Origin of the sequence: Paenibacillus sp. FSL L8-0158 (assembly GCF_038592965.1) — a bacterium.
Taxonomy (GTDB): Bacteria; Bacillota; Bacilli; order Paenibacillales; family Paenibacillaceae; genus Paenibacillus; species Paenibacillus polymyxa_D.
In genome coordinates, this window is sequence record NZ_CP151949.1 from 2,735,001 (window position 1) to 2,755,986 (window position 20,986).

14 protein-coding genes and 2 rRNA genes are annotated in these 20,986 nt (G+C 44.2%); 14 read left to right on the forward strand and 2 right to left on the reverse strand.

All coding sequences use genetic code 11. The features are described 5' to 3' along the window. Positions 1 to 31 precede the first annotated feature (31 nt). The 5 genes from NSQ68_RS12285 (at position 32) to NSQ68_RS12305 (ending at position 5,919) form a co-directional block, all read left to right on the forward strand. Positions 32 to 2,979: ribosomal RNA gene (locus tag NSQ68_RS12285) — 23S ribosomal RNA — on the forward strand. Between the two features lie 151 nt (positions 2,980 to 3,130). Then, positions 3,131 to 3,247 (forward strand): 5S ribosomal RNA (rrf, locus tag NSQ68_RS12290). A 281-nt stretch (positions 3,248 to 3,528) separates the two neighbouring features. Next, complete coding sequence (locus NSQ68_RS12295) at positions 3,529 to 4,380, forward strand: alpha/beta hydrolase (RefSeq protein WP_342428968.1); 852 nt, start codon at positions 3,529 to 3,531, stop codon at positions 4,378 to 4,380. Between the two features lie 270 nt (positions 4,381 to 4,650). Beyond that, complete coding sequence (locus NSQ68_RS12300) at positions 4,651 to 5,373, forward strand: YjjG family noncanonical pyrimidine nucleotidase (RefSeq protein ID WP_307354237.1); 723 nt, start codon at positions 4,651 to 4,653, stop codon at positions 5,371 to 5,373. Next, positions 5,374 to 5,919 (forward strand): GNAT family N-acetyltransferase, encoded by a 546-nt coding sequence (locus NSQ68_RS12305; RefSeq protein ID WP_342428969.1) that lies wholly within the window; start codon positions 5,374 to 5,376, stop codon positions 5,917 to 5,919. 123 nt (positions 5,920 to 6,042) lie between these two features. Here the strand turns inward: NSQ68_RS12305 and NSQ68_RS12310 are convergent, their stop codons facing one another. Continuing rightward, entirely contained in the window at positions 6,043 to 8,319 is a 2,277-nt protein-coding gene (locus tag NSQ68_RS12310; protein WP_342428970.1) for an alpha-galactosidase, read from the reverse strand. Positions 8,320 to 8,391: 72 nt separating this feature from the next. After that, the gene (locus NSQ68_RS12315) at positions 8,392 to 9,390 is read right to left on the reverse strand and encodes a LacI family DNA-binding transcriptional regulator (RefSeq protein WP_342428971.1); all 999 of its coding nucleotides are present in this window, start codon (positions 9,388 to 9,390) and stop codon (positions 8,392 to 8,394) included. A gap of 179 nt (positions 9,391 to 9,569) precedes the next feature. On the opposite strand from NSQ68_RS12315, the gene NSQ68_RS12320 reads away from it, so the two are divergent. The 9 genes from NSQ68_RS12320 to NSQ68_RS12360 all read left to right on the forward strand — a co-directional run bounded on the left by NSQ68_RS12320 (position 9,570) and on the right by NSQ68_RS12360 (position 20,835). Next, positions 9,570 to 11,378, forward strand: a complete 1,809-nt coding sequence (locus NSQ68_RS12320) for a histidine kinase (protein WP_342428972.1) — start codon at positions 9,570 to 9,572, stop codon at positions 11,376 to 11,378. Continuing rightward, positions 11,371 to 12,477 (forward strand): response regulator, encoded by a 1,107-nt coding sequence (locus NSQ68_RS12325; RefSeq protein ID WP_307354232.1) that lies wholly within the window; start codon positions 11,371 to 11,373, stop codon positions 12,475 to 12,477. The genes NSQ68_RS12320 and NSQ68_RS12325 overlap by 8 nt, the downstream gene beginning before the upstream one ends. A 196-nt stretch (positions 12,478 to 12,673) precedes the next feature. Then, positions 12,674 to 13,975, forward strand: coding sequence for an extracellular solute-binding protein (locus tag NSQ68_RS12330; RefSeq protein WP_342428973.1), 1,302 nt, complete (start codon positions 12,674 to 12,676; stop codon positions 13,973 to 13,975). 79 nt (positions 13,976 to 14,054) lie between these two features. Continuing rightward, entirely contained in the window at positions 14,055 to 14,933 is an 879-nt protein-coding gene (locus tag NSQ68_RS12335) for a sugar ABC transporter permease (protein WP_342428974.1), read from the forward strand. Positions 14,934 to 14,961: 28 nt separating this feature from the next. Further along, the gene (locus NSQ68_RS12340; protein ID WP_029518494.1) at positions 14,962 to 15,804 is read left to right on the forward strand and encodes a carbohydrate ABC transporter permease; all 843 of its coding nucleotides are present in this window, start codon (positions 14,962 to 14,964) and stop codon (positions 15,802 to 15,804) included. Positions 15,805 to 16,292: 488 nt separating this feature from the next. Beyond that, positions 16,293 to 16,994 carry a response regulator transcription factor gene (locus NSQ68_RS12345; protein ID WP_307354229.1) on the forward strand — a complete coding sequence of 234 codons (702 nt, stop codon included), beginning with the start codon at positions 16,293 to 16,295 and terminating at the stop codon, positions 16,992 to 16,994. After that, entirely contained in the window at positions 16,991 to 17,977 is a 987-nt protein-coding gene (locus tag NSQ68_RS12350; protein ID WP_307354228.1) for a sensor histidine kinase, read from the forward strand. Before NSQ68_RS12345 ends, NSQ68_RS12350 begins: the two co-directional genes overlap by 4 nt. A 101-nt stretch (positions 17,978 to 18,078) precedes the next feature. Continuing rightward, complete coding sequence (locus NSQ68_RS12355; RefSeq protein ID WP_342428975.1) at positions 18,079 to 18,858, forward strand: ABC transporter ATP-binding protein; 780 nt, start codon at positions 18,079 to 18,081, stop codon at positions 18,856 to 18,858. A gap of 234 nt (positions 18,859 to 19,092) precedes the next feature. Further along, complete coding sequence (locus tag NSQ68_RS12360; protein WP_342429111.1) at positions 19,093 to 20,835, forward strand: ABC transporter permease; 1,743 nt, start codon at positions 19,093 to 19,095, stop codon at positions 20,833 to 20,835. Positions 20,836 to 20,986: the final 151 nt, after the last annotated feature.

A 20,986-nucleotide genomic window follows, 5' to 3' on the forward strand; every position in this document is an offset into this window, starting at 1 on the left:
CGACATTTTCTTTCTTTGAAAGAAAAGTCTAGGTTAAGCTACAAAGAGCACACGGAGGATGCCTAGGCGCCAGGAGCCGACGAAGGACGTGGCGAACAACGATAAAGCCTCGGGGAGCTGTAAGCAAGCTTTGATCCGGGGATGTCCGAATGGGGAAACCCGGCTGTCTTCATCGACAGTCACTACTCACTGAATTCATAGGTGAGTGAGAGGCAGACCAGGGGAACTGAAACATCTAAGTACCCTGAGGAAGAGAAAACAATAGTGATTCCGTCAGTAGCGGCGAGCGAACGCGGATTAGCCCAAACCAAGGAGCTTGCTCCTTGGGGTTGTGGGACGTCTCACATGGAGTTACAAAGGAACCGGTTAGATGAAGAGGTCTGGAAAGGCCCGCCAGAGAAGGTAAAAGCCCTGTAATTCAAAACTTGTTCTCTCCGAGACGGATCCCGAGTAGTGCGGGGCACGTGAAACCCCGTATGAATCCGGCAGGACCATCTGCCAAGGCTAAATACTCCCTGGCGACCGATAGTGAAGCAGTACCGTGAGGGAAAGGTGAAAAGCACCCCGGAAGGGGAGTGAAATAGATCCTGAAACCGTGTGCTTACAAGAAGTCAGAGCCCTATGATATTTTCCTTTGGAAAAATCACGGGTGATGGCGTGCCTTTTGTAGAATGAACCGGCGAGTTACGTTCCCGTGCAAGGTTAAGGTGAAGAGCTGAAGCCGCAGCGAAAGCGAGTCTGAATAGGGCGAATGAGTACGTGGACGTAGACCCGAAACCGGGTGATCTACCCCTGTCCAGGGTGAAGGTGCGGTAACACGCACTGGAGGCCCGAACCCACGCATGTTGAAAAATGCGGGGATGAGGTGGGGGTAGCGGAGAAATTCCAATCGAACCCGGAGATAGCTGGTTCTCCCCGAAATAGCTTTAGGGCTAGCCTCGGAAAGAAGAATCGTGGAGGTAGAGCACTGATTGGGTGCGGGGCCCGCAAGGGTTACCAAGCTCAGTCAAACTCCGAATGCCATAGATTTAGTTCCGGGAGTCAGACAGTGAGTGCTAAGATCCATTGTCGAAAGGGAAACAGCCCAGACCATCAGCTAAGGTCCCCAAGTGTGTGTTAAGTGGGAAAGGATGTGGAGTTGCACAGACAACCAGGATGTTGGCTTAGAAGCAGCCACCATTGAAAGAGTGCGTAATAGCTCACTGGTCGAGTGACTCTGCGCCGAAAATGTAACGGGGCTAAACACACCACCGAAGCTATGGCTTGATGCATTGCATCAGGGGTAGGGGAGCGTTGAATGCGGGTTGAAGGTGTACCGTAAGGAGCGCTGGACTGCATTCAAGTGAGAATGCCGGTATGAGTAACGAAAAGATCTGTGAGAATCAGATCCGCCGAAAGCCTAAGGGTTCCTGAGGAAGGTTCGTCCGCTCAGGGTAAGTCGGGACCTAAGGCGAGGCCGATAGGCGTAGTCGAAGGACAACAGGTCGAAATTCCTGTACCACCGTAATCCGTTATGAGCGATGGGGTGACGCAGTAGGGTAGTGACGCGGACTGATGGATGTCCGTCTAAGCAGTGAGGCTGGTGTGTAGGCAAATCCGCACATCGTAAGGCTGGGCTGTGATGGGGAGCGAAAATTATAGTAGCGAAGGTCATGATCTCAGACTGCCAAGAAAAGCCTCTAGCCAGGAGAAGGTGCCCGTACCGCAAACCGACACAGGTAGGCGAGAAGAGAATTCTAAGGCGCGCGGAAGAACTCTCGTTAAGGAACTCGGCAAAATGACCCCGTAACTTCGGGAGAAGGGGTGCCTCGGTAGGGTGAATAGCCCGAGGGGGCCGCAGTGAAAAGGCCCAAGCGACTGTTTAGCAAAAACACAGGTCTGTGCGAAGCCGCAAGGCGAAGTATACGGGCTGACGCCTGCCCGGTGCTGGAAGGTTAAGGGGAGTGGTAAGCTCTTCGGAGCGAAGCTATGAACCGAAGCCCCAGTAAACGGCGGCCGTAACTATAACGGTCCTAAGGTAGCGAAATTCCTTGTCAGGTAAATTCTGACCCGCACGAATGGCGTAACGACTTGGGCGCTGTCTCAACGAGAGATCCGGTGAAATTTTAATACCTGTGAAGATGCAGGTTACCCGCGACAAGACGGAAAGACCCCATGGAGCTTTACTGCAGCTTGATATTGAATTTGGGTACGATCTGTACAGGATAGGTGGGAGCCGTTGAACTTTGAGCGCCAGCTTGAAGGGAGGCATCCTTGGGATACCACCCTGATCGTATCTAGGTTCTAACTTGGTACCGTGATCCGGTACGAGGACAGTGTCAGGTGGGCAGTTTGACTGGGGCGGTCGCCTCCTAAAGAGTAACGGAGGCGCCCCAAGGTTCCCTCAGAATGGTTGGAAATCATTCGAAGAGTGCAAAGGCAGAAGGGAGCTTGACTGCGAGACCTACAAGTCGAGCAGGGACGAAAGTCGGGCTTAGTGATCCGGTGGTACCGCATGGAAGGGCCATCGCTCAACGGATAAAAGCTACCCTGGGGATAACAGGCTTATCTCCCCCAAGAGTCCACATCGACGGGGAGGTTTGGCACCTCGATGTCGGCTCATCGCATCCTGGGGCTGAAGTAGGTCCCAAGGGTTGGGCTGTTCGCCCATTAAAGCGGTACGCGAGCTGGGTTCAGAACGTCGTGAGACAGTTCGGTCCCTATCTGTCGTGGGCGTAGGAAATTTGAGAGGAGCTGTCCTTAGTACGAGAGGACCGGGATGGACGTACCGCTGGTGTACCAGTTGTTCCGCCAGGAGCACCGCTGGGTAGCTATGTACGGAAGGGATAAGCGCTGAAAGCATCTAAGCGTGAAGCCCCCCTCAAGATGAGATTTCCCAGTATGTAAGACCCCTTGAAGACGACGAGGTAGATAGGTTGGGGGTGGAAGTGCAGTAATGCATGGAGCTGACCAATACTAATCGGTCGAGGGCTTATCCTAAGATAAAACGCAAATGAGTTTCGGATCCAGTTTTCAGGGTGTAACCTTGAAGGTATGTACAAGTGACATACGACAAGCGCATGGCTATTCATTCACACGATATGTGATGAACCGAATAACCTTACGGAAGAATTTACAGTGTAAATTCATGTTTGGTGGCGATAGCGGAGGGGTTCCACACGTACCCATCCCGAACACGACCGTTAAGCCCTCCAGCGCCGATGGTACTTGGACCGCAGGGTCCTGGGAGAGTAGGACGTCGCCAAGCACGATAAAAGTATGACCTTTATATAAAAAAACTGCGATAATCGCGGTTTTTTTTGTTTCCAAAAAGATGTGTTTGTCAAAAATCCAGTATGAATGCTATAAGTCAAGACAGGTAAGACAAAAGTAAACCGTTTTGTTTTTGAAAAAACCATGTTAAACTTTTCTCATAAAAATAAATGTACTTTCTGAGGTGAGTTAAAGTGTTGGAACGTTCTATGGAGAATACAAGGGAATTACACAAAGGAAAGGGAGTGATTTTAAAAAAAGAAAAGGAGATTATAAATGAGCACTTATCAAACAGTTATTAGTGATGGATTTGAGCTGAAATATGCTATAAGAGGTAACGGAAGGCCGATACTGGTGATCGGCAGTAGTGTATATTATCCTCGTTTATTTTCAGACCATTTATATAAAAAGTTTCAGTTCATTTTCCTGGACCATAGAGGGTTTGCAAAACCTAATCGAGCTTTAAAACAGGAAGATTACACTTTGGATAAAGTCATTAATGATATAGAAACAGTAAGACAATGCCTTCATTTAGATCCATTTATCATATTAGGACATTCCGGGCATGCTTTTATGGCTTTGGAATATGCTAAACAATACCCGGACTATGTAGAAAAAGTGGTACTCTTAAATTCAGCACCTACGAACAGCCAAGAAAGACAGCGGCAAAGCTTTTCATTCTTTTATGAAACGGCCAGTCCAGAAAGAAAAGAACGTTTCAAAAAAGATATTGTTTTATTAGAGGAAGATATCAAAAGAGACCCCGATAGAAGATTTGTTCACATGTGTATACGTATGGGAGCCCAAAGCTTTTATGATTATACCTATGATGCAGCTTATATGTGGAATGATGTGCACACGAATATGCCTATCATTGATTATTTATGGGGGGAAGCCTTCGGAAAGATAGATTTGATACAGTCTTTGGCGGATGTCAACAAGCCCGTGTTTATTGGTTTGGGAAGGTATGATTATTTGGTTGCGCCAGTTTCTTTATGGGATATGGTCGATGATAGCTATACGAACGTGAAAAAGGTGATTTTTGAACATAGTGGGCATAACCCGATGTTTGAAGAACCTCATTGTTTTGATCAAACATTAGCCAAATGGATTAATGAAGATCACTAGTATTTTTGCTAAATCATCTCTTAGATGTTCAGTAGCCCGTAAAATGAACGTGATCCTCATTTTACGGGCATTCTTATTGAGTGGTATTTACCTTTTGCACCGATGAAAAATACTATGACTTTGTTATTAGTGACTTGACGGCTTAACTAGGTTCTGTATAATAACCGAAAGGAAATAATGTATTGTTAGTTTTTCGTTGTACTTCTATCTATCAGCTCAAAGGATCAAGCAGACTGAACAATTTAGTAAAGCAATGATATGGAGGTCGTTATGAAGTACGAAATTATTTTGTTTGATGTCGATGACACGTTGTTTGATTTTAAAAAGGCAGAGAGTCATGCGCTACATAATACGTTTACCCAATTTGGATTGCCCCAAGGGGCCGCTGAATATAAAGCCAGCTATGATGAGATTAACAGTGTGTTGTGGCGAGAGGCAGAGGAAGGACGTATTACCTCAGCGCAACTGCGTGTGGAGCGGTTTAAGCGATTATTTACTGTTCATGATCTAGACTTTAATCCAGATGCTTTTAGTGCTGCATATTTACGTTATTTGGGTGAAGGTGCTTTTTTGATGGACGGAGCGGTTGAATTATGTGATGTACTATCTGAGTGTCGTTTGGCGATCATTACGAATGGAATCAAAGAGGTACAAACCTCCAGAATTCAGCTTTCCCCGCTGCGTCATGTGTTTGAGCAGGTGATTATTTCAGAAGAAGTGGGTTGCCAAAAGCCACAAGCTGGTATTTTCGATTACGCATTTGCCAAGCTAGCCATTTCAGATAAAAGTAAGGTCCTTATGGTCGGCGATTCTTTAACCTCTGATATTCAAGGAGGGAATAAGTACGGAATTGATACCTGCTGGTTCAACCCTGATGGGAAAACAAACGCGTCTAGCATTCAACCCACGTATGAAATAAAAAGCCTGATGGAGTTATCGAATCATGTGCTTTCAAAGCGTCTCGTACTGAATCATTCATCGGAGGAAATCTAGATGAATAATGTAGAAATCAGAAGGCCGAAAGTTCAAGACACCGAAAAGTTAAATGAATTGTTTAGAATTGTGATTGCAGACACGTTTGCTAAAGAAGGCATTGGTCATATGCTAGAAGACATAGAGGAGGAAATTGAGACTAAGAGGGTATATTTGGAAAGTGACTTTGAGAGTCATGGTGAACAGCGATATTTCTTAATCGCTGTAGACGGGGATCGAATAATGGGTTCAATTGAATATGGCCCGGCAAGTGAACTTATAAGTAAATCTACCAATGATGCATTAAAAAATTTGTGCGAGGTAGGAACTGTATTTGTTCACCCTGACTACCAGAAGATTGGAGTAGGAAATTTATTATTGAAATCAATATATCTGGCGTTGAAAGATAGAGGAGTAGAAGAATTTTGTTTAGATAGTGGGTATCGTATTGCACAAAAAATATGGGAAAAGAAGTTTGGAACTCCTGATTATTTATTAAAAGATTATTGGGGAAAAGGCTTTGATCATATGATATGGAAAATCAAAATCAAGGATGCTATTAAGTGATCAATTGCTTGGCAATCTCTTGTGAGTCTTCAATCCACGGGGACCAAAGTTATTAAACAAGGCAGGCCGGAAAATCGGTCTGCCTTGTTTTGATTTTTTTATCGTCACTGGCCAGATTCAAAATTAGCAGGAGATAGCTTTAAGGCGGAAAGTAGAACTGGCGAAATCTCCAGAGAGATCCGAGACAACAAGCCCAATTTTCATTAGGCGGTCGCCTCCAAAAATTTCGCCATCAAATGCTACGCAGAAGGGGGAACCGCCATCTTCCACTAAGGTATTACCAGCATGGACTGCAGTGCTGCCTTTCGCCCCGTTTTCGATTATATACTTTTTATCTGGGTCAAGTCCTTTTAGAGTTAGTCGCCGGATAGGCCCATTCGGTTCAGCTAGTACGCGGAAGTAAGCGACAAACGCTTCGGATTGGTCCTCGCTAACGAACATCCAGGCCGTGTCGCCTCGGCCTTCAAACGGACTAAGAAGTCGATACATATCTCCCTGCTGTACAAGGGAACGGATTTCTTTATATTGGGCAATTTGTTTGGCAGCGAGTTCTTTTTCTTCATTCGTAAATGCAGTAAGGTCAAGTTCGTAGCCAAAATTCCCGCTCATTGCCACGTCGCCACGTATGGCGAGGGAGGTGTTTCGTCCCACCTGGTGGTTCGGCACGTTCGATACGTGGGCCCCCATAGTACTGGCCGGATACACGATGCTGGTACCGTACTGGATAGCCAATCTTTCAATAGCATCAGTGTCATCACTGGTCCATGTCTGTGGCATATAGTAGAGCATCCCTGGATCGAACCTTCCGCCTCCGCCAGAACAGCTTTCAAACAAGATGTCCGGGAACCGTAAGGTCAGGCGTTCCAGCAGATCATAAAGTCCGAGCATATAACGGTGCGCAGTTTCCTTTTGACGTTCGCTAGTAGCGGTAGCCGAAGCAATCTCTGTCATATTACGATTCATGTCCCACTTGACATAAGTAATTGGAGCGATCGAGAATACAGAGCTAAGCGTCTCGTACAAGTAATCGCATACTTCTTTGCGGGAGAGATCAAGCACCAATTGGGATCGGCCTTCAGTCCGCCGCCGACCTTCTGCATGCAGGCACCAGTCGGGATGGGTGCGGTACAGTTCACTATCAGGTGATACCATTTCCGGCTCAACCCACAAGCCAAACTGTAATCCTTGTTCATTAACTCGTTTGGCCAGGTCGGTAAGACCACCAGGTAGCTTGCGGCGGTCTTCGAACCAGTCTCCAAGCGAACTGTTATCGTTGTCACGCTTGCCAAACCAACCGTCATCAAGGACAAATAGCTCAATTCCAAGAGGCCCCGCTTCTTTGGCAATCGCCTCGATTTTATCGGCGTCGAAGTCAAAATATGTCGCTTCCCAATTGTTCACGAGAATCGGGCGTTCCTTGTCGCGATAAGCTCCCCGGCACAGACGTGTGCGATAGAGTCGGTGATAGGTGCGCGACATGCCCCCAAGACCTTCTTCGGAAAAGACCAGCATGGCTTCAGGAGTCTGGAATGACTGACCCGGTTCAAGCCGCCAGGAGAAGTCAAAAGGATTGATTCCGATACTTACACGAGTCTGATTGAACTGCTCTACTTCCGCCTGCGCAACGAAGTTGCTGCTGTAGATTAGACTGAAGCCGTACACATCCCCACGATCTTCTGTTGCATCAGGACGAAGCAGTGCCAGAAAAGGATTCATTTGGTGACTGCTGGATCCCCGTCGGCTTTCCAACCGAATGGCGCCGGGTCCAAGATCGCGACGTTGGATATGTCTTTCCCGAACCCAAGCACCAGATAGATAGAGAGCTTGGTAATTGGAATCGGCGAAGTCGACAGAGGCGCTCATCGCCTGCTCAATATTCATGACAGCGCTTCCCTTATGTTCAAAAAGAGTAGACCTAGCAATGGCGCTGTGGTTCGCAAATACAGTATAGAGCAGTGTAGCCTTAAGACCTGAGTGTTGGTCCTCAAGGAACAACAGGAGAGTTGTTGCTTCATCATCCGATTCGGTATAGACGGAAGGAAGGCCTTCAAGCTTTGGTTTGCCCGGTTCAACACGGTAACCACTATATTTTAGCTCCGTAGTTCGAGTTCCATCCGCAAGCGCAACCTGATAAGCCGGTTGACGGAAGTCGCTTGTCCCATACTGTGGATATTCCTGTGGAAGCGTATCCAAAGAAAGTGTACGACTGGAAGAAACGGGAGTGGGGGAGAAGGAGCAGCGCTCTCTAAGCTCCAATATACTTGCGAGACTTTGGTCATGATGAAGTTGAGCTCCCCAATAGACATGTGCAGGATATCCTTCTACCAGCTGGATAATATAGCTGCAATCCTTGGACTGCAAATGAAACAAACCAAGCGCTTGGTTAACATGAATATTCATGATATTCACTCCTTAGGGGGTTATCATTTCGATTGTTTTACGTAAGGATACTTATCAATGACAATGTGACTCTCAAATATTGAGTTTACTGTTGATGCATGAGCTTTCCCGTATGACAAGCTTAGTCCCGATCACGCTGTACGCAGGTGGTTCACGTCCCTCAAACCGCTCCGAGAGCAGCTGCACGGCAGCTTTTCCCATCTGTTCGGGATAGGCACGTACAGTAGTTAGCGGAGGCTGCACGAAAGCCGCCATCTCAATGTCGTCGAAGCCCACAACAGCCATATCTTCGGGTACCTTGACTCCATGTCCATGAAGGGCGCGTAGGGCACCAATAGCGAGCGGATCGCTGGCAGCGAAGCAGGCTGTCGGTCGTTCCTGCTCGGCTAGAAACTCGTTCATCATGAGATATCCATCCGCGGTGCTCCAGGCACCTATGCGGACGAACTGCGGATTATACAAACCTCGTTCCCGCATGAATCGTTCAAAATAATGCGCCCTTCGCTCTCCGTCGCTCTTGCCGCCGATAAATCCGATTTGTCGGTGGCCAAGCTCAAGCAGATGTCCAAGTGCCTGATCAACCGCCTGCCGGAAATGGAGTCGTACGGAATCGTATTCCAGCTGCTCATGGTACTGGTCAACAAGGACAATGGTGTTCTTGTCCGGATACACCTTGGACACCTCTTCGGGATCAACGCCGCCAACGACAATCAGACCGTCTACCTTCTGCAAGGTACCAAGGGATGAGCGGCCTCGCAAGGTCTGTCCCAACGTCAGGCCAAGCTCTTCACAGCGCAGTTCAATTCCACGGCGGATCGAGGCGTAATATGGATCGTCTCTTTCCTCCTCAATGGAACACCACAGCAGGAGGGAGACCGTTTTTCCGGCACGTTCTGTGTTCTGCTTTAATTGCCTCAGCCGGGTAGGCTTATACCCGAGTTGCTCGGCAACCCAAAAAATTCTGTTTTTAGTGTCTGGGCTTACGGATAGTGACAGATCGTTATTTAAAACCCTTGAAACGGTTGCGGCAGACACTCCCGCTTCGCGGGCAATGTCTTTAATGGTTGCCAAAAGAGCTCACACCTTTTTAGTTAATAATTTTACTAAAAATCGACTTTATCCTAACATATCTCTAAAACACTTTCAAGATGGACGGTTCAATTTTTTCAAACTTTATTTTTGATCTACTACTGTAGAGATTGTTTGTGTTAACATGATGAATATTCTCTTGATGACGGAGGGGTTCTAGTTTGAATATCCTGTCCCTAGCTCGTAAGTGGTTTGGTCGACTTCGCTTTAAAAGCAAGGTTATAGCGGTATTTCTCCCGCTCATCATTATTTCTCTGCTCATTCTTGGACTTGTGTCCAACCAACTTTTCAGCCGTTCATTGATAGAGCAAACGACCAGCAACGTAGTGGACGAATCTCAGCTTATCCTGTCCCGGACCGACTACATATTCAGTAGCGTGGAAACGGCGGCCAACATTATGGTCACGAATATTAACCGGATGTATGATTCATACGGCGCCAGAACTGATACTGCCATAGACCGTGTTCAATTTGGAAACCTGATGCAAAGCCGTCTATCAATTGATTTGTCAATCTTTCGCGAAGTGGATGCGGCTGTATTTATTGATAATGAAGGGACAATTTACGCCTCTTATACCGAAAGTGGGGAGGATAGCAAAGTCTATAGCATGCTCAAGCGGGTAAGGGAATCCGAAAGTTATGGACAGGCACTCTGGTTCGATATGGAGAAAAGAGATTTCCTGACACCAGATCCAAACTCTCCGGTTTTGACGCTGGGAAAGATGGTCATTAATATAGACACCGGCGAACCCTATGGAACGCTTTTTCTATTAGTGAAGGAAGAAGGTTTGTCTGATTATTTTCGTTCCAGCGATCCCGATGCGCCCAAATCTTATTATTTTTTAGATAACGAAATGCGTGTGGCTGTGGCAGAAGACAATGGGATGCTCATGAAGCCAGTGAATTCACAATTGGCGGAGGCCATCCAACGTTGTGGGTCTAAGGTATCCCAAAAAACGTGCTCATTTGAGGATGGTGGCAATCTGGTAACGGTCAATGATTATAACCGGATGGGTTGGAAGCTAGTCAATATTGTCTCTCTTAGCCTGCTTACAGCTGATGTCCGGCAAAATGTAAGGCTTTCGCTCTTAATCGGTGTATTATGTCTTGTTTTTTCCTGGCTCGGTGCTAGCTTCCTGTCCAAAATGGTCGTTAGTCCTCTCGAACAGCTGACTAGAGCCATGCGAAAAGTAGTAACTGGCGATTTAGAATCGGTTGCTACCGTCCGAACAGAAGATGAAATCGGTACCATTGCTGAAGCTTTTAACTTTATGATAAGACGGATTCGGGAATTGTTGGATGAAGTAAGGCAGGAACAAAACCGCAAGCGTGAATATGAACTCGCACTGATGACCGCTCAAATAAAACCGCATTTTCTGTACAACACTTTAGATACCATTTATGCACTGAATGAGTTGGATCGTAATGATGAGGCTAGAGATACTACGAAAGCGCTGGCAGATTTTTATCGAATGGTGCTGAATAAAGGACGGGAACTCATTATTTTAGAGAAGGAAGCTCAGATTACTGATGATTACCTGACAATTCTGCAAATCCGTTATCCCGATGTGTTCCGCTATGAAGTGGATATCCCTCCAGAACTTGCGGGTACACCAATTCCGAAACTCTCGCTCCAACCACTTGTCGAGAATTCGATTTACCATGGTCTTAAGAAGAAAGGAACCAAAGGTTTTATACGTATTTTTGCTTTTAAACAGAACGATAGGGTGATCGTCCGGGTGGAGGACAACGGTGTGGGAATGGACGAAATTCAAGTTCAGAACATTATGTCCAGACATTTACCGAAAGAAGGAATACGATCAATCGGTACCTATAGCGTTCAGCAACGGCTGAGCCTGTATTTTGGCGAGGAGTATGGGATATCCGTGCAGAGTGTTCTCGGAGAGGGAACCATTGTTGACCTGTCGCTACCAACGCAGCCAAAGGGGAGTGAACACCAAGATGTATAAAGTGATGATTGTTGATGATGAGCCGCTGTTCCGGGACTTTCTGCGAATTAAGATAGACTGGGAAAGTCACGGCTTTCGGGTTTGCTGTGAAGCAAGGAACGGGCAGGAAGCACTTCAGGAAGCCGAGCAGCATCAGCCGCACCTTGCCCTCGTTGATATCAATATGCCCTTTATTGACGGAATTGAATTAGCCGAGAGATTGAAAGTCAAGTTCGAACGAATCGTAATTGTATTCATATCCGGGCATAACGAGTTTGAATATCTACAGAAGGCAGTTCGAACTGGAGTACAGGATTATTTGCTGAAACCGTTCAATGCAGAAGAAATGCTCTCAATGTTGGAGCGTATTAAGCCGAAATTGCCAGTGCTTCCACAGGAGAGCGAAAGTGCAGAGTTAAGGGGACAGGGCGGCGAAGTGTTGCATAGCAGAGCAGGTATGCCTGATTTGGGCCATCTACGCGATGCGGTTGTGCTTGACCTCCGAATGAAAGACAGCGAAACGCTAGAGGAGGTCCGCAAGGCAATCCGTCAGCTTAGTAAATATAAATGGGGAGACGAATACGCAGATGCGATGCTTATGGGAATTGTATCTTTAGCCCTTTCCTTTGCTAGTGAACGAGGCATTCCTTATGACCAGCTATGGGAAAACGGAGGAGACAAGTCTCCATACGAACGGTTGCGGGAGTTAGATTCTTGGGAGGCTGCTGAAGGTTGGATGCTCGCCCTATACCGCAAGCTGATCCAGCTGATGGAGAATATGCGTCCTACGAAGGCTTCCAATTTATTTGCGGCGGCGATCAATTATATTGAGGAACATTATGCAGACGCAGAGCTGTCTGCTGAGCAGGTGTCGTGCGGAGTATTCGTCGATCCCAGCTACCTGCGCCGTGTATTTCGCAAGGAGTCTGGCTTTTCCATAGTGGATCACATTACACACATCAGAATGAAGAAGGCTAAAGAGCTTTTGCTGAAAGGAAATCGGAAGCTGTCAGAAATCGCTGAAAGTGTCGGATACAGTGACCCCAATTATTTCAGCAAATGTTTCAAGAAACGTTTTGGTATGACACCCACTGAATATGAGCAACTCAAAAAGAGATAGCATCTGCCTTGTGAGGCAGAACACATCAATTTAAGCCTGGCGGTTTTCCTATATGGAGGACCGCTACTCTATTTGTCCCGTTTTTTACTGATAATACCCGTTTTATTCCTTAAAGAAGAAATGAGGCAGCAGTATACTGTAGTCAAGCAAATGAAAGCGCAATCATCAAAGACTCTACAAGAGGGGGATAAAACAAATGAAAAAAAATCTTAAAATTTGGAGTGCGGCTTTGCTAGTGCTCACCATGTCCGTCGGTTTGGTCGCTTGTGGTGGAGATAACTCAGCCTCTTCCAAAAACGGATCAGGGGACGGAACGATCAAATTGAAGGTGTATGCGCAGCATTTCGATGACGATACCATAAAGCCGTTTGATTATGCGGTGGCAGAACTCAAAAAGAAGATGCCAAACGTAGAAATTGAACTGGATCCTGCCGTGCAGGACGGAGGCCAGAAGCTTAAAACATATGCGGCAACGGGCAACATGCCGGATGTCTATTTAGCGGATTGGTCTGTCCTGCAAACTTTTGCAAAATCGAAAAATGTCGAGGTTCTTGACAACTATGACACAACAGCCGAATTCAAGAAGAGTCTCAACCCGGGAGTTGAATCGCGTTTGGTAGCTCCTGACAATCATGTGTATGCTTACCCTGAAACTGGTATTGAATTCCAAATGATTTATTACAACAAGTCCATTTTTGAGAAGGTAGGAATCAAAACACCGCTTAAGACGATTGACCAGATGGCCGATGCAGCGAAAAAGTTAAAAGCTGCTGGTTATGTACCGATGTCGATCTTTGCAAAGGAAAAATGGATTACGACCGCTTTTTATAACGGGCTGGTTACAAGAGAACAGCCACGTGGATTTGGAGCACTTGAGGAGAAGGGTGTAAAAGCATTGCCAGAAGCATTCGTAACAGCAGCACAGCAGATGAAGCAACTGCAAAGAGCCGGATTATTCGATGCCAACGCTACGAACACCAATTATGATCAGGCATCGTCCCTATTTTATCAGGGCAAAGCTGCCATGTTCGTGAATGGACAATGGGAAATTTACAGTTCCCAGGAAAAGCTGGGCGATCAAGTCGACTGGATGTACTGGCCTGCAAAGGATGAAGCAACCTACGAGAATTCCAAATATTTTATTGACGGCTCAGGTTCTCCGCAAGGTTATGCAGTATCAGCGAATAGCAAAAATAAGGAAACAGCCGTAAAGGTAGCGGCATTCCTTGCTTCGAAGTCAGCAGAGTACAGATACACCCAACTTGGAAGTCCGATAGTTCCAGTGAAAGTCGATAAGCCAATGGCCTCTAATGTTCCAGCAATGATGCAGCGAGTTGTTAAAGAGTTGCTGCCTAATGCGCAGGAATATGCTCAACTTCTGAGCAATACAAAAATTCAGAACACCATTAATGACAATACTCAGAATATGATGGTAGACAACTTTTCTGAAAACGATTTTGTGAGCAATCTGAATAGTACATTGAATAAAGAAAACTGAGAATTCAGGGAATCGGCAACCCTTGGCGGCATAAGGCGCTGGGGGATGCTGTTCCAAAGATAAGGGGTGGAAGCAAGACATGAATAAATATTTGGGGAACAAACCGGCGCTCGCACTGTTTCTCCTCCCTACTTTGATACTTTATAGCGTGATTCTAATCTATCCCGTTTTGCAAACCGTTCTTCGCAGCTTTTATGATTGGGATGGCCTTAGTACGCTGACCTTTTCGGGATTGAATAATTACCGAGAATTGTTCTCCGATCCTCTACTTGGGACTTCGCTTAAGAACGGATTGATCTTTGCAATTGTACTGGCAGTCTTTCAGATCGGACTGGGAACGATATTGGCACTAATCTGTGCGGACCCGCGTACACGCGGGCGGAAAATACTGAAGACGTCTTATTTTATCCCAGTTGTCCTATCGGTAACCGTGGTATGTCAGCTATGGATTGCAATCTACGATCCAACCAACGGATTAATCAACCGACTGTTTGATCTCTTGAACATCCCTTATCAGCAAAATTGGCTGAGCTCCCCGACAGCATCGATTATTGCCATTGCCTTTGTTAATGCCTGGCAGTTTATGGGGTATCAATTTGCGCTGCTATATGCAGGAGTTAAGTCAGTACCCGAGGACTACTTTGAAGCCGCTACGATTGACGGCTGCAGCAAATGGAGAGCGCACTGGCATGTCACGCTTCCTCTGATGAGGGAAACATATAAATTCTGCTTCATTATTGCGATTACTTCTGGCATTGGGGCCTTTGTTCAGATGCTGATTATGACAAACGGTGGGCCCGGCACTACAAACTATACATTGACATTCATGATTTACCGCTATGCTTTTATGGAAAGTAACTATGGGTATGCGTGTGCTGTATCCGTGCTGCTTGTACTAATCTCTCTATTGGCAACTGTAGTCATCAATAAGCTGTTCGATCGCGGACAAACCGCCTGATAAGACGCGTACCGAAAAGGAGAACGAAATGAGTAAAACTGCTTTGAGCAAGTTCAGACAAGCTGTTCTGCAAATACCGCTGTGGTTGTATTTTATTGTTTCGGTCTACCCGTTGTTCTGGATGGTTTCCTACTCGTTCAAGAACAACGATGAGATCTTTGTCTCTAACCCATTTGGACTGCCGACGCATTTTCGTTACGAAAATTACATTAATGCCTGGACGCAATTTAATATTCCCCGTTACTTTCTGAACAGTCTGGTTGTATCAACGATTTCGACTTTGTTCATCCTTTTGCTGGCTCTGATGTTTGCCTTCGCAGTGGCTCGTATGAGATGGAGGTTTCGTTCTGCCGTCCGGACTTATATGATCATAGGAATGTTTATGCCATTGCAGGTTATCATGATACCGCTGGCGATTCTGGTTCGCGATTTTCATCTTACGAATACGTATGGAGCTCTTATTCTTCCTTATATCGCAATTGGCCTTCCTTTCTCGTCCATGATTTTCTATGGATTCCTAACAGCAATTCCTAAGGAGATTGAAGAGGCGGCGTGTATGGATGGAGCTAATATTTATAGACTGTTCCTGAAAATCATTATGCCACTTGCATTGCCTGCAATTGCGACTGTAGCCATTTTTCAATTCTTGAACAACTGGAATGAGTTCACTTTGGCCTATATTTTAATTTCTGATGAAAATATGAAGACATTGCCACTCGGCTTGCTTTTCTTCCAAGGCTCTTACAGCACAGATTGGGGAGCCATGGGGGCTGTTATGACCATGGCTTCCTTACCGATGGTACTCGTCTACCTGTTCTTGAGTGAACAAGTGGAGCGGGCGATGACGGTAGGTTCGGCTGTAAAAGGATAGAAAGGATAAACTGCCCCGGCTAGAGAATCAGAAAAAGATTCTCCAGCCGGGGCAGTTTTGTTATGTACATACGCTACTTCAATTCGACCATGGTTTGTGGCTAATCAGAAACCTTACAGCAAAATAAAGGTTTTTGTAAGTTTCAACTGTTGTTCATTACGTAGAAGCTGATTATGATGGTAAATAGCTATGTAAGGAAAGAAGTGAGCAGATTTTGAAAGATCCAAAGCAAAGTTTCAATGAAACATTAAAAATTCCTAAAAAAACCATTATAACAGTAATAGTTGTCGTTACTATAATTATATTGTTAATCACTCTGGTATTTGGCACCATGCATATTATCCGGGATTCAATATACACCTCCATGAAAACCTCCTAAATCTACAACCAAGGGGGTTAGATTGTTGTTATTGCTTGATCGATCAAATAAAGGCATCATATAGAGAAATCAGTTGTTAAAAATTCAAGCACTAAGAAGGTAGAAAACAATGCAAAAGATATTAATAGTTGAGGATGACCCTCAAATCAGCTCCTTACTCCAATCCTATCTTGAAAAATATGGTTATCATGGGATTAACGTTTCAAATTTCGATCAAGTTCTGACTATTTTTCAGGAGGTAAAGCCTGATTTGGTACTACTTGATGTGAATCTACCTCGCTTTGATGGATTTTATTGGTGCAGACAAATCCGCACTCAATCTACTTGTCCCATCCTTTTTGTATCCGCACGTGATGATAAAATGGATCAGGTCATTGCTTTGCAAAACGGGGCGGATGATTACATTACCAAACCGTTTCATCCCGAAGTTCTGTTGGCCAAAGTAGAAAGCAATCTGCGACGTGCCTATGGTTTATATGCAGTTGCCCAAAAATCACGCTCCATAACAGTGTCAGGCTTGACTTTATACCCTGATACTATGGAGCTTGTGTTTCATGACAAGCAGGTAGAGATGAGTCATAAAGAAGCGGCCCTACTGGAGCTACTGATGACATATCCCAAGCAGGTTGTAGGGAGAGTTCATCTCTTAGAGGCTTTATGGGATGATTACCAATATGTAGGCGAAAACACACTGAATGTTTATGTTACACGTGTCCGCAAAAAGCTGAGCGAACTGGGGTTGGAGGATATCATAGAGACGGTTAGAGGAGCTGGATATCGGCTGCACTTGACTGAGGAGGATGAACGGTGAAGCTTTTTTGGCGTGACCATTTTTCGCTGGTGATTTTTAATATCATCCAACTTTTTCTTGTGTTAAGTATCTATTGGTTGGATGGTTACCGTAACTGGTCGACGGCCCTGTATTCCGTCTTTTTTGGGGCTTCTATATTGCTGGTTTATTTGCTCTTCCGATATGTCCTGTACTCTGGTTTATATCGAATATTATCCACTGCAAACCTAAGAGATTTAGATGAGCTTATTCAGATGAAGGTACTTAATCCGTTAGCCTCTTCTTTGCAACACTTGCTTTTACAATATTATCGATTGTATCAGTCTCGAATTCATCAGTTAGAACATCAGCAGCGTGATCATATTACATTTATCAATCAGTGGGTTCACCAGATGAAAACTCCTCTTGCTGTTATTCATTTAATCCTCAAAGGAAAAATAGATCCTGAATCTGATCAGATTTACGATGAAATTGATCGAATGGGAAAAGGACTAGACATGATTTTATATATGTCACGGTTGGAATCCTTTGAACCTGATTTTCATGTGGAGCCTGTTGTATTACGAAAACTGGTTAGTGATGTGATCTATGATAACAAAAGACTATTGATTCGTAACGAAATTTATCCTTCCAATGAAGTGGACGAGCAGTTGAGTGTGATTACCGATGCCAAATGGCTAAGATTTATAATTAATCAACTGCTGACCAATGCGGTAAAGTACTCTTCAGGTCATGCCCACAGTTTGAAATTGATATCTGACGTAAGGGATCATGGAATCGTGCTGAAAGTACAGGATGAAGGGATTGGTATCCCTAAAAAAGATATAGAGCGGGTATTTGAGGCTTATTACACAGGTGAAAACGGACGGAAGTATAGTGAATCTACTGGGATGGGGCTCTATTTGGTGTCAGAAATCTGCAAAAGACTGAATCATGACATTCAACTGAAGTCGATGGTTGGTGAAGGGACGACGGTTGAGATCTTGTTTGCAGTTCGCAAATAAGAAACCTTACAACACATTTAAGGTTTTTGTAATGTTAATCGATCGCTTCACTTGTCTGGATGGATTATGATCATGACATAGGAAAAAGAAAGGAATGAATTATGGAGATTGTACGAATGGATCAAGTCACCAAAATATACTATGGCAAGGTTCCCTACCGAGCCCTTAACAACATCCATTTAACGATCAAACAAGGCGAGTTTGTTGGCATTATGGGGCCGTCTGGTAGTGGGAAGACTACATTATTAAACATGATTTCAACCATTGATATGCCGACTTCTGGCGAGGTTTGCATTAAAGGGGAAAATCCACATCAGTTCAAGAAGGATAAGCTAGCTTTATTTCGTCGCAAAGAGCTGGGATTTGTATTTCAGGACTATAATTTGCTGGAAACTCTCACTTTGGGAGAGAACATATTGTTTCCTCTGATGCTGAATAAAAAAGTATTAAAGGAAATGGAGCACAAACTGGAAGAGGTAGCGAAGAAACTGGATATTATTGATATTTTGGATAAACGACCTAATGAGGTGTCAGGGGGACAAAAGCAAAGAGCAGCTATAGGCAGGGCTATTATTCACTCTCCTTCACTCTTGCTCGCAGATGAACCCACTGGAAATCTCGATTCCATGTCTTCCCGTGTTGTGATGGAAATGCTGGGGCTTATCAGTCGTGTGGATCATTCCACAATCGTGCTGGTAACACACGGAGCCGTGGAAGCCAGCTATTGCGATCGGGTTATTTTTATAAAAGATGGTGAGTTATATAATGAAATCCATCGTAGTCATAGTCAGCAATTATTTTTTCAAGAAATTATAGATATACTCTCCTTTTTGGGGGGAAGTAGACATGCGCATGAGCTTTCGTCTGTTAGCATGGAATAATCTCAAGCACAATATGCGTGCTTATGTACCTTACTATGTAAGCAGCTCATTGATGATTTCGATTTTTTTCCTATATGCGATATTTATTTTTCACCCGGATGTCTCAGATGCAATCACAGCAGCTAATGTAAAAAAGGGATTACAAGTTGCTGATCTGTTGATTTTTGTGTTTTCCTTTTTTTCGTATTATACACAAACAATATTTTTGTTGCTGCACGAAAAAAAGAATTTGGTATACTGACCATTTTAGGGACACATCACAGACAAATTTATTTTTTGGTCGCATATGAAAATCTAATTATAGGCTTTTTATCCTTAATTACCGGGATTATCGGAGGATTTGTTTCAGCGAAATTCTTTCTACTTTTGGGCTCCAATGTCATAGGAATGTATTTAACGTTTTATTTTCCTTGGAAAGCACTGGCTTTCACTGTGGTGGGCTTTATGTTTTTGTTTATATTGATCTCATTTGTGTCTGTTTTCTTCATACGCCATTTTAAACTACAGCAGCCTTTTAGCAAGGTTCCACAGCTAAAAAAGGATCTAAAAGCTTCATGGAGCTTGTCCTTTCTTGCAATAGTATTAATAGGAGCGGCTGTATATTTGATGAGGATGGATTTTCCACCGTACATTTATCTGGCACCGTATCGTTTGGGGACTCTTTCTTTTTATATATTACACTATTCAGTTGGAGACACATTTAAATATACAATTGTAATGGGATTTATTGGTGTTTACTTATTTTACACCCAATTATGTGTACTATTCATTCAATTGCTTAGAGCTAACAGGAAATGGTCTTTGAGCGGAATACGCTTATTATGGTTATCTGAGATCACATACAAAATTAGGAATAATGCCGGGTTGTTTTCATTAATTACCCTAATTTCTATCATTTCCTGTGTAGGAGCAGCGTCAACGTTTGACTCCATGCAGCAGCAAAAAAGATTTCTTAAGGAGCAATCTTATTCATTTGCACTTTCTTCTGATGTTGTAAGTTCTATAGAGCTTGAAAAAGAGATTGACCAAAATCTTTATACGGCTGGGGTGGATTATTCGAAAAGTGAAATACTGATCTTTCCCTTTCGTGAACAGCTCGCACCAGTGATGAAACAATCCAATTATGAGGTTCTTGCTTCCAGGTTTAAGGAACTAAAACAGACAGTAGCGCTTCGGGATCATCAAGGCTTTTTCATTTTTGATTCAAACGGGATGTCTTTAGAAGAACAGAAAACCTTTTTTGAAAAAAAGCTTACTTACAATCAAGGAAAATCTCACATTATGAATATTCAGATTATGGATACTCAGAAGTTGGACCATAGCATAAAGTTTGTTGAAAACATCATTTCTGAATTAGGACGGTTACTTGTTGTTCCAGATCGAACTTACGATCATTTAATTGAACAACGGTATTTCAATGATCCATTGGCATACAAATCTGTTTACTACTTTGTGCCAAAATGGAAGAATGGTCAACTTTCTTTAGAAACTTCAGAAACTCAACAGGAGATATGGTTGTATTCCGTGTTGGCCAACAAGGTGAATAAAGGGGTGCTTAACTCTAGAGCAGTGGATTATTTGACATCGGAGATGGATCTAAATATTAGCGAATTTATTGGCGGATTTATCGCCATTATTATGTTGGCAAGCACTGTAAGTCTGTTGTATTTCAGATTGTATGTAGATCTTCAACGGGATGAGGAAATATACCGAGCTTTATCGAAAATCGGACTAAACTCAAGGGTAATGAGACGAGCTGCATCCAGACAAATTGCTTTCTTATTTCTTCTGCCATTAGTCGTATCATCCATAGGAATAGTGCTTTGTTTAGTTATGTCAGAACCATCTGGAATATATGTAGTACCCTTTCGCATTACGCTTATTCAGATTATGCTGTGCTTTTGGGCAATCCAATTCTTTTCCTTTCTTATTGTACGGTTCATGTACCTTCGTCAATTGGATTTGAAGATGTTATAAGGAACGATAAGCTGTGTGCAAAAAAGTTGCAGAAGGGAGGAGTGGTTCCTCCTTTCTGGAATCTCCACGGATTATAGACGATGAAGCTCTCAATTCACGATTTCCTTGATGGGGAATCATACAAAGAAATTGTAGTGTAGAGGAAGAATTG

Excerpts from the sequence above, each read along its gene's own strand:
- NSQ68_RS12345 (WP_307354229.1), top strand. The coding sequence starts at position 16,293 with ATGCAAAAGATATTAATAGTTGAGGATGACCCTCAAATCAGCTCCTTA.
- NSQ68_RS12335 (WP_342428974.1), top strand. The coding sequence starts at position 14,055 with ATGAATAAATATTTGGGGAACAAACCGGCGCTCGCACTGTTTCTCCTC.
- NSQ68_RS12310 (WP_342428970.1), bottom strand. The coding sequence starts at position 8,319 with ATGAATATTCATGTTAACCAAGCGCTTGGTTTGTTTCATTTGCAGTCC.
- NSQ68_RS12330 (WP_342428973.1), top strand. The coding sequence starts at position 12,674 with ATGAAAAAAAATCTTAAAATTTGGAGTGCGGCTTTGCTAGTGCTCACC.
- NSQ68_RS12325 (WP_307354232.1), top strand. The coding sequence starts at position 11,371 with ATGTATAAAGTGATGATTGTTGATGATGAGCCGCTGTTCCGGGACTTT.
- NSQ68_RS12355 (WP_342428975.1), top strand. The coding sequence starts at position 18,079 with ATGGAGATTGTACGAATGGATCAAGTCACCAAAATATACTATGGCAAG.
- NSQ68_RS12300 (WP_307354237.1), top strand. The coding sequence starts at position 4,651 with ATGAAGTACGAAATTATTTTGTTTGATGTCGATGACACGTTGTTTGAT.
- NSQ68_RS12305 (WP_342428969.1), top strand. The coding sequence starts at position 5,374 with ATGAATAATGTAGAAATCAGAAGGCCGAAAGTTCAAGACACCGAAAAG.
- NSQ68_RS12295 (WP_342428968.1), top strand. The coding sequence starts at position 3,529 with ATGAGCACTTATCAAACAGTTATTAGTGATGGATTTGAGCTGAAATAT.
- NSQ68_RS12340 (WP_029518494.1), top strand. The coding sequence starts at position 14,962 with ATGAGTAAAACTGCTTTGAGCAAGTTCAGACAAGCTGTTCTGCAAATA.